Raw genomic sequence first — 14,835 nt, forward strand, 5'->3', positions numbered from 1 at the left:
CCAGAAGGGTTCGGACGGGGCAGTTGCGGCTCACTTTCTTCGAATATACATGAGCCGCGTCAGCCGCATGCCCGCTCGTGCGCGCGCTCAGCCGCGACGAACGGTGAGCGCAACCGCGCCTACCGCGGACCCGCCTCGCTGCCGTCTCGCTTGCTATCTTGGGCCCAATGCTCGGGAGGCTCACGTGAAGATCCTCGTCGTCGAAGACGACGCCAAGCTCGCGCGCTTCCTCGTCCGCGTGCTCATCGAGGAGGACTACGTCGCCGACTCGTGCGCTGAAGGTGGCGAGGCCATCACCCGAGCCCTCAGCGGTGTCTACGACGCGGTGGTGCTCGACTGGATGCTGCCGGACATCGACGGCGTGAGTGTGTGCCGTACGCTGCGTGAGCGGGGCTCCGGGATCCCGATCTTGATGCTCACGGCCCGCGGCGAGCTCAACGAGCGGGTCCTTGGCCTTCGCGCGGGCGCGGACGACTACCTCGTCAAGCCCTTCGAGATCGAAGAGCTCCTCGCGCGACTCTACGCGGTCCTCCGCCGCTCGGTCAGCGAGGGCGTGCTCGTGGCTGGGCCGCTGCAGATCGATCGACTCGAACGGCGAGCGACCCTCGACGGCCGCGTGATCGAGCTGACCGTGCGCGAGATGGCGCTGCTGGTCCACCTCGCCCTTCGAGCCGATCAGGTCGTGACCCGGTCGGCGATCTTGTCGCGCGTCTGGGGCATGAACTTCGACCCAGAGTCGAACATGATCGAAGTTCACATTAGCCGCCTGCGCGACAAATTGGGCGCGCACGCGACGATGATCGAGACCGTGCGCGGCAAGGGCTACCGGCTGCGAACCCAGCAACAACCATGAGCTTTCGCAGCCGAGTCGTCGGGACCGTGGCCGCGGTCAACCTCACGGTGATCGCCCTCGCCTTCCTCGCCGTCGCACACATCGTCAACGCGAGTCAGCAGCGTCAGTTCGACGACGCGCTGCAGCGTGAGGCGCTCGAGGAGGTCAGCGAGATCGCCGAAGCCGGCGGCGAGCACCTCCGCATCTCGCCTCGCCTCGGGCCAAGCCCCGACGATATCGGGCCCCTGACCAAGTACGCGGTGCTCTACGACGCCGAGGGACGAGTGCTCGACGCGTCGCTCGCCTGGAACGGCGAGTTCCCGGCGATCGACGATCTGCCCAGCCCCAACGGAAACCTGCGGATCCATGGGCAGCACCTGCGCGGCCTGGTCACCGAGGTCCAGGGGCACCCGGGGACGCTGCTGCTGCTGGCCGCGCCGCGCGATGACCTGGACAATGACGCGCGCATCCTCAGCCGGGCCCTCGGCCTGGTGTTCGCGCTCGCGTTCGTGAGCACGATCTTGCTGACCTCGGGGGTCGTCCGCCGCCTCACTCGCATTCATGAGCGCATCGCCCAGGTCGTGCGCCGAATCTCCGACAAGGACATGACCGCCCGCGTTGGCGAGGTCCGGGCCGCTCCGGAGATCATCCAGCTCGCCAGCGACATCGACGACATGATCGGGCGCATCGAGCTCTTGCTTCGGCATCAATCGGAGTTCATCACCCACGCCGCCCACGAGCTTCGCTCTCCCCTCGCTACCTTGTACGGCGAGCTGTCCCACGCGGTCCGACGTGCGCGAGACGCCGAGCAATACCGCGAGGCGATCGAGGGCGCGCTGGTCTCGACCCGGCGGCTCATGGCGCTCGCCGATGATCTGCTGGCCCTCGCGCGGGTCGGCCACGTCTCCGAGAGCCCGCGCGCGCCGGTCAACCTCGAGCAGATCTGTGCTGAGGCCCAGGACATGATCGGCGTTCAGGCGCGGGCCAAGGACGTGCGAGTCGCCGTGCAAGTCGAGGCGATGGTGGTCCATGGCAACTACATGGACCTCGCTCGCCTCGTTCGCAACTTGCTGGAGAACGCGATCAGCCACTCCTGTGCGGGCGACGTGGTCGAAGTCGAGGGGCGCAGCGAGGGCTCGTGCGCGGTGCTGAAGGTCCGCGACCACGGGACCGGCGTCAGCCAGAGCGACGCCGAGCAGATCTTTCAGCCCTTCTTTCGTGGGAGTCGCGAGCGCGCGAGCGAGCACCCGGGCAGCGGTCTCGGCCTCGCCATCGCCCTCGAGATCACGACCCAGCATGGCGGCACCCTCGAGCTTGACCCCGGCCCCGGCCCCGGCGCCTGCTTCGTCCTGCGCCTACCTCTGGAGGGTGCTGAAGCTCAGCGCGCGCCGGCGAGCCGGCGAAGCTGAACCTCGGCCAGGTGAGCATCGAGCGCGAGCACGATCTCGCGTAGCCCTTGATCCCGGACGGCCAGGTAGGCGTCCATGAGCCCGATGATCTCGATCTGTCCATCGGTGTAGGCGAGCTCGGCCTGAGCCTTGAGTCGCTCGGCGAGCGGCTGCGTGACGGCGAAGGCCTGGCTTCGGTCGCGCAGGAGCTCGGCGCGTTGGTGGGCGAGCTCCAGCTGTTGCTCCGCCGCGATCTGAGCCGCGCTCGAGCGTGCATGCGCGGCCCGGGCCGTGGCCTGGGCCTCGGGGATCGCCGCTTGGCCGCGCTGGACGACCGGCAAGGGGACGCTGACTCCGAAGCCAAAGTCGACCTGCCCGGGGCCCTGGCCGAATCCGGCGAGCACCCGAAGGCCGATCCCGGGCATGACCTCGCGGCGAGCGAGGTCGACCTTCGCCGAGGCCGCGTCGGCGATCGCTCGGTTGGCGACGAGATCCGGACGCTGGACCTGAGCATCGCGGAGGCCGTCGAGGGGCGGCAGAGGACGCGCGACATCAAGCTCGATATCCGGCTGCCCCTGCAAGCGAGCGGCGAGCGGGCCGGCCGCGAGGGCGAGCTGCTCGCGGGCATCGAGCGCCGCGGCCTTGGCTTGGGCGAGCGCGGCCTTGGCTTGGGCGAGCGCGAGCAGGGTCCGGGTCTCATCGTAGGTCGAGATCACACCGGCCTCGACGCGAGCGCGGACGATCGCCAGCCCATGCTCGAAGTCCGCGATGTTTTGGTCGAGAACCGCGACCTCGTCGACGCGCGCCCGAAGCTCGATCATCGCAACCTCGACATCGTAGGCGAGGCTCATGCGGATGTCGTCGAGATCCGCCCGCGTCGCGCCGAGCTCGTGGCGGGCGACCCGACCTCGGGCCTGGGGCGCGCCGCTGAGCTCGATGAACTGACCGATCGAGCCGATCCACGAGCCGGCCGGGTCGTAGCTCGTCGCGCGAACGCCCCACATATAGTCGAGGTCGAACTGCGGGTTCGTCCACAGCCTCGCGGACCGAACCCGGGCCCGGGCCGCGTCGACCTCGGCGCCGCCGGCCTGAAGCAAGGGGTGGCCTTCGTCCATCGCGGCCAAGGCCTGCTCGAGGGTGAAGCGGGGATCGTCGACCCGATCGGCCTCGCTTGGGCGAGGTCCGGGCCCTTCTGCAGGTCCGAAGCCAAGGACGAGGGAGAACAACAACGCCTGCATCATGGATCAAGCCTCGGACGGGTCGTGGAGTCGGCGATGGACGAGGGCCGCCCGCCACCGTAGAGCAGCGGGAGCAAGAGCATCAAAGCTGGGGTCACGGTCAGCAGGCCCGCGACGATTGCGATCGCAAAGGGGCGCTGGGTCTCGCTGCCCATGCCGTGGGCGAGCGCCGCCGGGACCAGCCCAAGCAGCGCGAGCGAGCAGGTCAGCAAGACCGGACGAAAGGCCGCTCGCGCGCCCTCGAGCATGGCGCGCTCGGGCCCGACGCCCTCGGCCGCGCGACGATCGATCGCCGAGCAGATGATCACCCCCGCGAGCACGAGCTGACCCAACAGCGCAATACAACCAACCGCGCCGCTGACCGAGAAGTTCTCGCCGCTCATGTTCAGACCCGCGACGGCGCCGGCCAGCGCGACCGGCAAGAAGGCGATCAAGCACAGGACCGGACGCGCACGACCGAAGTTGGCGAACAACAGGCCGCAGATCGCCAGCATCGCGATGGGAAAGGTGATCGCCAGGCGCTTCAACGCCCGATCCTTGTTCTCGAATTCGCCCGACAACGACGGATACACGCCCTCCGGCATCTGGAGTTGTTCAAGGGTCTCGCGGACATCGGCGACGGTGCTGCCGAGGTCCCGGCCACGGACGTTGAACTTGACGGCGACAAAGCGAGAGAAGTCCTCGCGCCAGATCGACGTGCGCCCGAGCGGGGTGCTCAGCTTGGCGACGTCGCCGAGCTGGATCGGCGGTCCGTTGGTCTGTGTGATGGTCAGGCGGGCCAGCGCCCCGGGATCGGCCCGCACGCCCTGCGGCAACGCGAGCGCGACCGAGTAGCGCTGCGAGCCGTTCCACAGCTCGGTCGCAATGGCGCCGCCAAGGGCGATCGAGACTGTGGTCTGCACGTCGTCGATCGTCAGCCCTCGGCGCGCGAGCTCCTCGCGGTCGATGTCGATTCGCAGCTGCGGAATCGAGCCGGCCTGATAGAGCGCGAGATCGGTGACCCCCTCGACCTCGGCGAGCGCGGCCCGGACCTCCTCGGCCGTGTGTGTGAGCTGCTCGATGTCGTCGCCGTGAACCTTGACGACGACCTGTCCGATGATGCCGGAGATGGTCTCGAACACGCGATCGGTGATCGGCTGGGAGAAGTTGTGCTGGACCCCGGGGATCGGCGCGAGCGCAGCACGAATCTCATCCTCGAGGACCTTGCGATCAACCCCCGGTCGCCACTCTCGTTCGCGCGCGAGCTTGACGAAGAACTCGGCGTTGTTGGGTCCCTCGGCCTGGGTCGCGTCCTCGGGCCGGCCGATGTGCGAGAGCACGCCCCGGACCTCCGGGACGGTCAGGATCCGCTCCCGGATCTCGGACACGTGCCCGCCCGTCTCGTCGAGAGAGATCGTCGATGGAAACACAGAGGTGATGTAGAAGCCGCCCTCGTTGAGCTCCGGCAAGAACTCGCTGCCGATGTCACGGGCCGAGCCAAGCAGCGCGACCGTCGCGAGCGGCAAGATCGCGAGCACCGTCAGCCGGCGGCGGTTGGCGGCGCGCAAGGCCCGGACGTATCCGCGACCGAGCGCCGCCAACCACCGCGGCTCGCGGCTCTCGACACGATCGGACATCAACGCGCTCTCGAGCGCCGGGACCACGACCAGCGCGGCCACGAGCGCCCCGAGCAGCGCGAAGCCGTAGGTAAAGGCCATCGGCGCGAAGATCCGCCCTTCGACCCGCTCGAGGGTGAAGATCGGCGTGAGCGCGACCATGATGATCAACAGCGAGAAGAACACCGGTCGCGCGACCCCGACGACCGTCCGCCGAAGCACCTCCTCTCGCTTCACGCCCGCCGGCCGCGGCTTGGGCAGGGCGTGGAGCGTCGCCTCGATGACGATGACCGCCCCGTCGACGAGGATTCCAAAGTCGATCGCGCCAAGCGAGATCAAGTTGGCCGACAGGCCCATCGCGTGGAGACCAATGAACGCCGACAGCATCGACAGCGGGATCACGATCGCGACGATCAGGACCGCGCGACCGTTGCGCAAGAACAGGTACACGACCAGCAGCACCAGCAGCAGACCCTCGGCCAGGTTCTTGCCAACGGTCTCGAGCGTGGCGTCGACGAGCTCTTGACGATCATAGAATGGGACGATCTCGACCTCGTCTGGGAGCACCTCACGGTTGAGCTGGTTGATTCGATCCCGGAGCGCGTCTAGGACCTCGCTCGGGTTCTCGCCGCGGCGCAAGAACACGATGCCCTCGACCACGTCGTCGACTCGATCGAGACCGACGGCGCCACGCCGCGGGGTCGAGCCCTCGACGATGTCCGCGACATCCATCACCCGAACCGGCACACCTTCGATCTCCCGGACGACGGCGAGACCGAGCTGCTCGGGCGTGGTTGCGACACCGAGCCCGCGGACGACGAACTCCTGGCCCCCGACGCCGACGTAGCCGCCGCCCGCGTTCCGGTTGCTGCGCGCGAGCGCGTCGTGGATCTCGACCGCGGAGATCCCATAGGCGGCCAGTCGATCAGGGTCGACGCGAACGACGTAGCGCCGCTCATAGCCACCAAAGGTGACGACGTCGGCGACCCCCGGCACCGCCCGAAGCCGCGGCTCAATCGTGAATTGTTGCACCGACCGAAGCTCGCGCAGGCTCCGTGGGCCGCGAACGGTGTAGCGATAGATCTGCCCGACGGGTGTCGCCTGCGGCCCCATCTCGGCATAGGCCGACTCGGGGAGCTCGACCTGGGCGAGCCGCTCCGCGACCATGGTCCGGAGCTGAAACGATGAGTATTGCTCGTTGAAGGTCAGGGACACCAGCGAGAGGCCAAACACCGAGACCGAGCGAAGGTCGATCAGCCCGGGGGTGCCTGCGAGCGACCGCTCGAGCTCGATCGTGACCCGCTGTTCGACCTCTTCGGCTGCTTGTCCGGGGTAGATGCCCACGACCTCGACCATCGGGTCGGTGACGTCGGGGAAGGCCTCGACGGGGAGCGCTCGAAAGCATTGCCACCCGTAGATCGCAACGATCAGCGTGACGCCAAGGACGAGCAGCCAACGGTTTACTGCAAAAGCGACGACTCGTTCGAGCATATCTTTCTCCCGACCTCAAAGTGTTGACTCGATCGAGGTCACAGCAATCGATCGAGCTCGCCGTCGAGCAACACCGCGCCTTGATCGACCACGCTCTCGCCGGCGGACAGGCCGGACAGCACCTGAATATCGGGGCCGATTCGCGCACCGAGCTCGAGCTCGCGCCGCTCGAGACGACCTTCACCGACCCGGACGAAGGCGACGAAGCGGTCGCGCCGAAGGAGCACGACGTCGCGCGGGATCAGCAAGGTCGCGTCGTCACCGAGCTCGACCTCGACGCGCGCGACCATCCGAGCGCGGAGCTCGGTGCTCGGATCCTCGGAGCGGCAAAACGCGGAGGCCGTACGCGTCTCGTCGTCGACAGCCAGCGAGACCTGGGTGAGCGTGCCTTCGAAGCGCTTGGATCCGAGCGCGGGGATCGAGTACCAACATGATGCGCCGCGGCTGAGGCTGGGAGCGTAGCGCTCGGGAAACGACGCGCGGACGACGAGCTGCTCGCCGTCGCCGATCACGACCGCCGCCTCGTCGTCGTCGGGACCGATCCGCTCGCCGGGCTCGACGTTGCGAGCCAGGATCTGTCCGGCAGCCGACGCGCGAATCGTCAGGCGATTGTGACCGGTCATCCCGGCCTGGACGGCAGACAGGATCTCTCGCAATCCGGCGATCTCGGCGGAGAGCGCGTTCAACCGCGCTTGGGCCTCGACCAGCTCGCGCTTCGACGCGGCGCCGCCCTCGACCAGTCGCTCGAAGCGTTCGACGGCGTCACGCTCGGACGCCGCCTCGGCTTGAAGGCGGCGAACCTCGGCCCGGAGCCGGGCGATCTCGCTGCTGCGCACGGTCAGCAGCGGATCGCCCGGCTCGACGCGCTCACCGACCACCACGTGGACACGCTCGACAAACGCAGAGACGGGGACGCGGACGGCGTAGGACGCGTCTGCGGCGAACTCGAGCGCTCCGAATCCCTCGGCCCGCGGTCGCACCTTCGCGCGCTCGACCGTTCGAAAGCGCAGGCGCTCGAGCACGTCGGCCCGGACCTCGAGCACGTCCGGCTCGACGAGCCGATAGGGGCCCTGCTCGAGCTCGATCTCAGCGGTCGCAGCGCGGGCGCAGGCGGTCGTGACCAGCGGTACGAGGCCAACAACGAACATCAGCGAGACGGCGGTCCATGGCTTGAACGAGCTCACAGCCGCCAACCTAGGCGACGCGAGCGGTCACCGGCCTTACCTCGACATTATTTTGTCGTAAGGATGCGTTGATTGCGGGCCTCCGGTCTTTGGGACCCCCCTGCCCCAGCTCGGCAGCCTGCAACACTGGCGAGACACGACAGTCTTTGCGCTTCGCGGCGTAGGGCTGGCACGTCGGCGTGGGCGTCGATATTCTGCGGACCATGGCACGCGCCAACGGAGTGCCGTCATGAGCAGGAAGCGTCCTCGAGACGAGCGGCCCAAGCCCGCGATACGCGTCGTGTTCCACAAGCTGTCCGACCAGAGGCACGTCCTCGAGGTCATTCACGCCGACGGACGCGCAGAGCAGGTCGAGTGCGCAACACGGAGCTACCTGGTCCACGATCTGCTGCACTACGCCGTCGAGGCACAGGCCCAGCTGACGCGAGGATTCTGGGGCAGCCTAGCGGGGGGCAAGACGCTCGAGCAGATGAACGATCGCGCTGGTTCGGCGATGTCCGACGCGTCCGACGAGATGATGCTGATCGAGCTGATCGTTGGCGCGCTGTCGGCAACCGTGAAAGGTCGAAGCCCGGCCGAGATCGTGATGGGCCTGCGGCGCAACGCCGACGCGATCGAGGGGGCCCTTCCCGAGTGGCTGACCGAGGGCTTTGTCGCGAAGGTGCAAGCGCGCATGCATGGCCTCATGGGTCACTGGAAGGCGACGCCGTTCGGCGGCGAGATGGAGCTGCCTTGGCCTGAATTGGGGCCAGGCCAAGGGCCGACCTGATCCAGGCGTTCTACCGGTTCGGCTTTGGCTTGCTGAGCTGTCAGCGAGCGCGGCGCTCTAGCTACACCAGCGTCCCCACGATGATGCTGGTCCCAAAGTTGTCTTGCAGCGGCGTGACCGACTCGATCTTCATGCCCGCCGCCGCATACAACCCCTCCCACTGGGTCCGCGTCCGCTCTTTGCCCTGAAACGACACCAGCATGTTGAGATCCAGAAGTTTCGCGGGCGTGGCGGTGGTGTCCCCCATCGCCGGCAGCACGGCGTCGACACAGATGACGCGACCGCTCCCGATCATGCTCGCGCGGCAGTTGTTCAGCAGCTTGATGCAGCGCGCGTCGTCCCAGTCATGAATGATGTGCTTCATGACGTAGACGTCGCCAGGCGGGACCGACTCGAACATGTCGCCCCCACAGATCTCGACCCGCTCGCGGACCCCGGCGTCGACCGTGTCGAGGTGCCGCTTGGCGAGCGGGGCGATGGTCGGCAGATCGAGCAGCACCCCGCGCAGGTTGGGGTAGCGCTCGAGCAGCGCGACAGCCAGGTGACCGAGCCCGCCCGCGATGTCGACGACCGTCTGCGCACCCGAGAAGTCACAGTGCGCGAGCAGCCCGAGCGTTGAGCGATGACTGTTGGACTTCATCGCCTCACCAAAGGCGAGCAGCTCGGCTGGGTTGGCATTGCAGTACTCCCAGTACTCCATGCCGAGCTGCGCGGTCGCCTGCGAGGCCCCCGTCTCGACGGCCTCTGCGAAGCCGCCCCACACCTTCCACCAGCTCGCTCCGAACATCTCGGCGATGCCCTTCACGGACGCTGGCGAGCGGCGCGTGAGCACCTCGGACAGCGGCGTCAACCCGAACACTCCCTCGGCGCTCTCGCTGAACAAGCCCAGGCTCGCGCACGCTCGCAGGGCTCGCTCGAGCGCCCCAGCGTCTAGCTTGGCCGCGCTGCGCTCGACCAGCTGCGCGGCGGTGCAGGGGCCGTGCTCGGCGAGCAAGTCCGGGATGTGCAGACGGGTGATCCCCGAGATGGCGCTCGAGACCCAAGCCCCCATCACCATCTGCATGACGATCCCCTCGGGCGGTATGCTGTCCGGTTCTTCCATGTTCGTGGTGCGCCACCTTAGATGACGGCGAGGACGCTACCACACGCGCCCCGCCGCGTCTCAAACGAAATCCGACGCGCGCCGGGCTTTCGCTCAGAACGCGAAGAACGGCCAGTCCGAGTCGAGCCCGAGCATGGCCTGCCCGACAGATTCGTAGCGACTCGTTGACCCGAACGCATGCTGGGTCATGGTGGTGGCGTCGCGCAGGTGCTTCTCGAAGCGCAGCTCGAGCTTGGACCGCGGATCCGTGCCGCGTCGAAAACCCGACGATCCCGCCAACCTGAACATCATGCCTACAATCTCGGCGCTCTGCTCGATCGCGTGACAGGTTGCGAGCTGAATCTTGTGCTTGTGGGCTTGCGCGAGGCTGCTGCCCGGCTGCTCGACCGCGTCCCAGGCCTGCTGCAGGGCTTCGTAATAGTAGGCCCTGGCGGCCCCCAGTTGGGCCTTGGCGCGGGCGACCTGCGACTGAACAATGTCACGATCGCGCAGCGCTCGCTGGGTATAGAAGGGAACCTTGAAGGTTGCGAGCTCGACCAGATCGTCGATCGCCGCGCGGGCGACCCCCAAGGCAGGGGCCGCGAGCGCGGACACCAACGGCCACATGGACAGACGATAGAGCTGCTGGGTGGCGTACTTGGGCGCGGTCACCTGTCGCGGTGCGAGTGGCACCATTTGGTCAGCCGGAATGAACAGGTCCTTGGCCTCGATGTCATAGCTGCCGGTCGCGTTCATGCCCAGCGTCTCCCACGTGGACGTGTGGATCACGAGCTGGTCTTGGGGCAACAGCGTGAAGAACACATCTGGCGGGCTGCCTTCGGTCGCCGGTGGGATCAGCGCGAGGGCCAGCACGTGGTCGGCGTGAACGACTCCACTTGCAAACGGGGCTCGCCCGTTGAGCAGGTAGCCCGTGCCACCTTCGCGCTCGTGCGGCGCGGCGATGAACGGGGGGTTGAGAGCACCACTGTAGATATGATGGTCGCCGGCATAGACCCGCTCGGACACGCTGTCTGGAAACCATGCCCCGTAGATGTCCACGACATTCGAGATGTGCGCGTTCCAGCCAGCCGACGAATCGTAGCGCGCGAGCTCCTCGAAGATCCGCACGCCCGTCATCGCGTCGAGCTCGAGCCCGCCGAGCGACTTTGGCCGCCACATGCGGAACAGGCCCGCGTCTCGCATCGCGGCGACCAGCTCGTCTGACCCCCGACGATTGGCCTCGGCTGCCGGGGCCGCCGCGCGCAGCCTCGCGCCGAGCGAGGGTTGGCTGCCGTCGAGGTTGATCGCATCGAGGAGAGTCTGGACGTCAGTCATGTTGGTCTTGGAATTGGGCAGCGACGCTCACGGGGGTCAGGGGCGCGAGCATCCACCTCGATACCTTCGAAACTGTACCGTCGCGGCCGCGTGACGTGCAAGCAGTCAAAGCCGCGGGCCAGAGCTTCTGGCCCGCGCGCAAGCGACATTTGTGCACTGGTTCACCGAGGCAGCGAGCAGATGACCTGGCGTTCGCTGCGTTCGGCGTGGGGCGTCCAAGCCCGTCGCCGGGTGCTCGCCCCCATCACGCGGTCGATCCCGCGGCAATATCGCGTAGGCCGATCACGTGCAGCGCGCGGGTCGACAGCGGGAGCAAGGCTGAGCACGAAGCCAACCCTTGTCTGGGCCTGGCCCACTCCTGAGGCTCACTGTGTGCACTTGGATCATCCGCGAAACTGGATACTTGGTTCATCGAGCGGATCCACCACGGGCTGCTACCGGCATACTGCGAGCGCCGAGTCGACAACGGCAGGAGCGGCCCCAGATGTGCCTGGCGTCGTGAATTCAAACTGGTCGGCGCTGTAGGTGTCAGGAGCCGTAGGCGCCGGCCGAGTAGGTCAGCTCGTAGCTGTGACTGTAGATCTCGAGGATGTTGCCGAAGGGATCCTCCATGTAGACCATGCGGTAGGGCTTCTCGCCCGGGAAGTACTCCCGCACCGGCATGCGCTGCTTGCCGCCAGCGGCGACGATGCGCTTGGCGAGGCCCTCCACGTCTGGATCCTGGACGCAGAAGTGAAACACGCCGGTCTTCCAGTACTCGAAGTTGTTCTTCGGGCGCTCGTGGTTGGGGAACTCGAAGAGCTCGACGCCTACGCGATCGCCCGTGGACATGTGGGCGATGCGGAACGAGCCCCAGTTCGGGCCGAAGACGTCAGTGCACATCACGCCGATGGCGGAGTCGTCCTCGTAGATGGTGGTGGGCTTCATGATGACATACCAGCCCAGGACCTCGGTGTAGAACGCGAGAGCGGCCTCGACGTCCGGCACGGAGATGCCGATATGAGAGAAGGTACGGGGATATACTTGGCTCATGGCGGGAGCTCGTGGGGTGGATCAGTTTGAAGTCGCGTCGTCAGGCCCGCTACCTTCGGCGGGGGGCTCACGGCTACCAGACCAGATCAAGATCCCGACAGAGGCGACCACCGGTGTCAGGATCACAAATCCGGTGATGAAGATGAACAGGTCGCTATCCATCGTGCCGCCCCCACCCTGCCAGGGTGAACGCTCCCAGCGCGAGGATTGACGGCACCCAGAGCCCAACGAACACGCCCTGATCTTTGTGCCCCGTGAACCACAGCGCGACCGAGAACAGCAACGAAGCAATTGCGCCGAAGATCGTGGCTATTTTCACATGTTTGACTCGCATCAATCGATCTCCCTCTGTCGTCCAATTCGGACAAACAAGGCTCGAAGACCGTGCTCCATCACAACCACATGTCAAGCTGTCGATGCGCAAACAATCTGCGCAGGCCAGCGCCTCGCCCCAGTGTCACCGCTCTATCGGGCGTTCAGCCAAGAGCTGATTCCACAGCGTCGTCCAGGTCGACCACGCATGTCCCCCAGGCGCAGTCTTGACCTGCTCGGGCGCCAGTCCAGCCGCCAACATCTCGTGCGCCCGAACGCCAAAATCGTCCTGTCCAAACATGAGGTACAGCTCGGGCTCACCGGGGTACTGGGTCTCGCTCATCCGCTTGAGCATTCGCCAGATCTCCACGTCCCACGCCTGCTCGCCGTCAACCGCGGCAGGCGGCTCCCAGGCTGCGAGCCCGCCCGCCTGCTCGATCTGCTTCAAGAGCTTGCGCCGCCCCAGATACGGCGCCATCAGAACCACTCCGTCGACATCGTCTGGGTACGTCCACGCGGTCAGCAGCGCACCGATCCCGCCCATGGAGATACCCACCAACCAGATCGCCTCGTAGTGAGGGCGGTTGGGCGCCAGCACGTCGTGCTCAATCCGCTCCATCAGCGTGCGCGAGCGGTAGTAGCCGTAGTGCGCGTCGACCTCGAGCATGTCGACGTCCATCCCCGAGGCGCGCATGCTTTGCACGAACCCGTGCTTTTCGTAGGTCCCAACGCGGTCGCCGGCGCCGGGCAACATCACGACCAGCGCGCGCGCACGAGCCAACGTTGATCGGCGATGCACCTCGGTCGGGATTGGGTCGTTCAAGGCCCCGGCGCAGGCGCCGAGCAAGGACAGCAGGCCCGGAATGATGATCGCGCGCGCACCCACCCCAGGCCTCTAGCACCCCCAACGGCGGCTTCAAGCAAAGCGCCAATGGGGCGACGAATTTCGCCCAACATCAGGCACTCGAGCCCCGCCAAGCTGCACGCAAGCGCCCGCAGCATGCCCGGGTACCCGGACCTCGCCGCGGCACCGCCTGCGACGGCGGGCGACCGACACCGATGAAACCTCGGCTGCATAGAGGGCGCCCAAAACCCGATCTGGCGGCATGACCGCCATGCAACCCGGACAGACAGGGGGTGTAGCGCTCGATAGGGGCTGACGGATCGGGCCAGACGGGGTAGGCTATGCGTACAAGCTGCCCGGGCGAGCGTCCGCGGCAGCTTTTTGTTCACGAGGATGGACATGACCAGCCAGCTGCCCGAGATCACCATCACCGAACAGGACTTCGACCGCCTCACCGGCATTCTGGGCTCGCTCCCGGCGACCCACGCGGTCGGCGAGCTGCTGTCCGTGGAGCTCGACCGGGCCACGGTGGTCGAAGGGAACGAGATCCCGTCCGACATCGTCACGATGAACTCGCGGATCCGCATGGAAGACGCGACGACCGGCGAACAGCACGACGTGACCCTGGTGTACCCGCGCGAGGCCGACTTCGCCCAGGGCAAGCTGTCGATCCTCGCCCCCATCGGGGCCGCGCTGCTGGGGCTCCGGGCCGGCCAGTCCATCGACTGGCCCATCCCAGGCGGGCGCACAAAGACGATGCGGGTGGTCGCGGTCCAGTGGCAACCAGAAGCCGCGGGCGAGTTTGACCTGTAGGCAGTGACAATGATCCGGCGATGTCGCCTGCGGCTGGATTGCGCTACGGCCGGCGTCTACTGACAATGCGGACTTGATGATGCGTCGAGGGAACGCTGTGCTGATGTTTGTCGCCGAGGAGCTGCCCGAGCAGCTTCAACCAGCGGCTCGACTGCCGAAGGAGCTCGCCGAGGCCGTGTTCTACGTCTACGCGCCGGGCAGTGAGCAGCAGCTGCGCTTGCCGGGCCGACGACCGGGCGACGACGCCGCGCCTTGGATGAACAAGCGCGGCGCCGCGTGGAAGGCAATTCAGTGGCTGAAGGCCGTGACCCAGAAGCTGCCGCTTCCCGTCCTCGAGCGTCTGATCCCAGGCTCGTGGCTCTCGCCGAGCCTCCTCGCGGGAGACTTCGATCGGCGACGGCCCGCGCACGTGAAGAAGAAGCTCGAGGCGCTCGGGCTCGAGGTCCTCGACCTCAGCGCGCTGCTCGCCGTCGAACAGGCCCCCGGCCGCGACGGGCTCGTGCTCGAGTGCTTCGCGGACGGCACCGAAGCGGGCTCGTACACACGTCGCTGGCTGGCTAGCGATCGTGCGTCGCTGCGCGAGATGGCCCCATGGCTCGAGGACCCCGCCACCTACAACGCGACGACCGGCGCCGCGCAGTACGAGTTCTGGCAGCTGCACGTCGTCGCGGGTGGCCGCATCACGCGAAGCATCGAGCTGCTAGAGCAGATCGCCCTTGACGGGGAGCCGGCGAGCGCGTGGCAAGCTGGAACCCCCAAGCGCGTGAAGGTCGACTGGAGCGCGATGAAGCTGCCTCGACCGAGCCCGCGCAGCGTTGAGCCCGGGCACGAGATCTGGGTAGCAGGCTGGCAGGAGCTCGACCCCGAGGACGCGGTCCTGCTGCGCTTCGGCGAGAACGGCGACGACTGATCCTCGGCCCC

General features: G+C 67.1%; 13 protein-coding genes. 5 read left to right on the forward strand and 8 right to left on the reverse strand.

Translation table 11 applies throughout. From position 1 onward, the window contains the following. Nucleotides 1-184 precede the first annotated feature (184 nt). Nucleotides 185-853 carry a response regulator transcription factor gene (locus DB30_RS30265; protein ID WP_052555525.1) on the forward strand — a complete coding sequence of 223 codons (669 nt, stop codon included), beginning with the start codon at nucleotides 185-187 and terminating at the stop codon, nucleotides 851-853. Next, nucleotides 850-2,241 (forward strand): sensor histidine kinase, encoded by a 1,392-nt coding sequence (locus DB30_RS30270; protein WP_052555527.1) that lies wholly within the window; start codon nucleotides 850-852, stop codon nucleotides 2,239-2,241. The genes DB30_RS30265 and DB30_RS30270 overlap by 4 nt, the downstream gene beginning before the upstream one ends. On the opposite strand, the gene DB30_RS30275 is transcribed toward DB30_RS30270, so the two are convergent. Genes DB30_RS30275 through DB30_RS30285 form a run of 3 tightly spaced genes read right to left on the reverse strand, consistent with a single transcriptional unit; the run spans nucleotide 2,211 to nucleotide 7,728 of the window. After that, entirely contained in the window at nucleotides 2,211-3,461 is a 1,251-nt protein-coding gene (locus tag DB30_RS30275) for a TolC family protein (RefSeq protein WP_052555529.1), read from the reverse strand. The genes DB30_RS30270 and DB30_RS30275 overlap by 31 nt on opposite strands. Beyond that, nucleotides 3,458-6,544: an efflux RND transporter permease subunit gene (locus DB30_RS30280; protein ID WP_052555531.1), complete on the reverse strand. Its 3,087-nt coding sequence runs from the start codon at nucleotides 6,542-6,544 to the stop codon at nucleotides 3,458-3,460. The genes DB30_RS30275 and DB30_RS30280 overlap by 4 nt, the downstream gene beginning before the upstream one ends. Before the next feature lie 38 nt (nucleotides 6,545-6,582). Continuing rightward, complete coding sequence (locus tag DB30_RS30285) at nucleotides 6,583-7,728, reverse strand: efflux RND transporter periplasmic adaptor subunit (RefSeq protein ID WP_052555532.1); 1,146 nt, start codon at nucleotides 7,726-7,728, stop codon at nucleotides 6,583-6,585. A 229-nt stretch (nucleotides 7,729-7,957) separates the two neighbouring features. Here DB30_RS30285 and DB30_RS30290 point away from each other — a divergent pair, with 229 nt between their 5' ends. Next, complete coding sequence (locus tag DB30_RS30290) at nucleotides 7,958-8,497, forward strand: hypothetical protein (RefSeq protein ID WP_146661271.1); 540 nt, start codon at nucleotides 7,958-7,960, stop codon at nucleotides 8,495-8,497. Nucleotides 8,498-8,558: 61 nt separating this feature from the next. Here the strand turns inward: DB30_RS30290 and DB30_RS30295 are convergent, their stop codons facing one another. From DB30_RS30295 to DB30_RS30315, 5 genes are all read right to left on the reverse strand, one after another. Continuing rightward, nucleotides 8,559-9,599 (reverse strand): methyltransferase, encoded by a 1,041-nt coding sequence (locus DB30_RS30295; protein WP_052555536.1) that lies wholly within the window; start codon nucleotides 9,597-9,599, stop codon nucleotides 8,559-8,561. A gap of 93 nt (nucleotides 9,600-9,692) precedes the next feature. Further along, nucleotides 9,693-10,913: an acyl-CoA dehydrogenase family protein gene (locus DB30_RS30300; RefSeq protein ID WP_052555538.1), complete on the reverse strand. Its 1,221-nt coding sequence runs from the start codon at nucleotides 10,911-10,913 to the stop codon at nucleotides 9,693-9,695. A 528-nt stretch (nucleotides 10,914-11,441) separates the two neighbouring features. Beyond that, complete coding sequence (locus tag DB30_RS30305) at nucleotides 11,442-11,945, reverse strand: lactoylglutathione lyase family protein (protein ID WP_052555540.1); 504 nt, start codon at nucleotides 11,943-11,945, stop codon at nucleotides 11,442-11,444. Between the two features lie 154 nt (nucleotides 11,946-12,099). Continuing rightward, nucleotides 12,100-12,279, reverse strand: a complete 180-nt coding sequence (locus tag DB30_RS30310) for a hypothetical protein (protein ID WP_146661273.1) — start codon at nucleotides 12,277-12,279, stop codon at nucleotides 12,100-12,102. Between the two features lie 123 nt (nucleotides 12,280-12,402). Next, the gene (locus DB30_RS30315) at nucleotides 12,403-13,143 is read right to left on the reverse strand and encodes a serine aminopeptidase domain-containing protein (RefSeq protein WP_052555542.1); all 741 of its coding nucleotides are present in this window, start codon (nucleotides 13,141-13,143) and stop codon (nucleotides 12,403-12,405) included. Between the two features lie 357 nt (nucleotides 13,144-13,500). On the opposite strand from DB30_RS30315, the gene rnk reads away from it, so the two are divergent. Then, a complete protein-coding gene (rnk, locus tag DB30_RS30320; RefSeq protein ID WP_052555564.1) occupies nucleotides 13,501-13,914 on the forward strand; it encodes a nucleoside diphosphate kinase regulator in 414 nt (137 codons plus the stop codon). A gap of 76 nt (nucleotides 13,915-13,990) precedes the next feature. After that, complete coding sequence (locus DB30_RS30325) at nucleotides 13,991-14,824, forward strand: hypothetical protein (RefSeq protein ID WP_146661275.1); 834 nt, start codon at nucleotides 13,991-13,993, stop codon at nucleotides 14,822-14,824. The last annotated feature ends 11 nt before the right edge of the window (nucleotides 14,825-14,835 follow it).

Source organism: Enhygromyxa salina, from assembly GCF_000737335.2.
GTDB classification, from domain to species: Bacteria; Myxococcota_A; Polyangia; order Nannocystales; family Nannocystaceae; genus Plesiocystis; species Plesiocystis salina_C.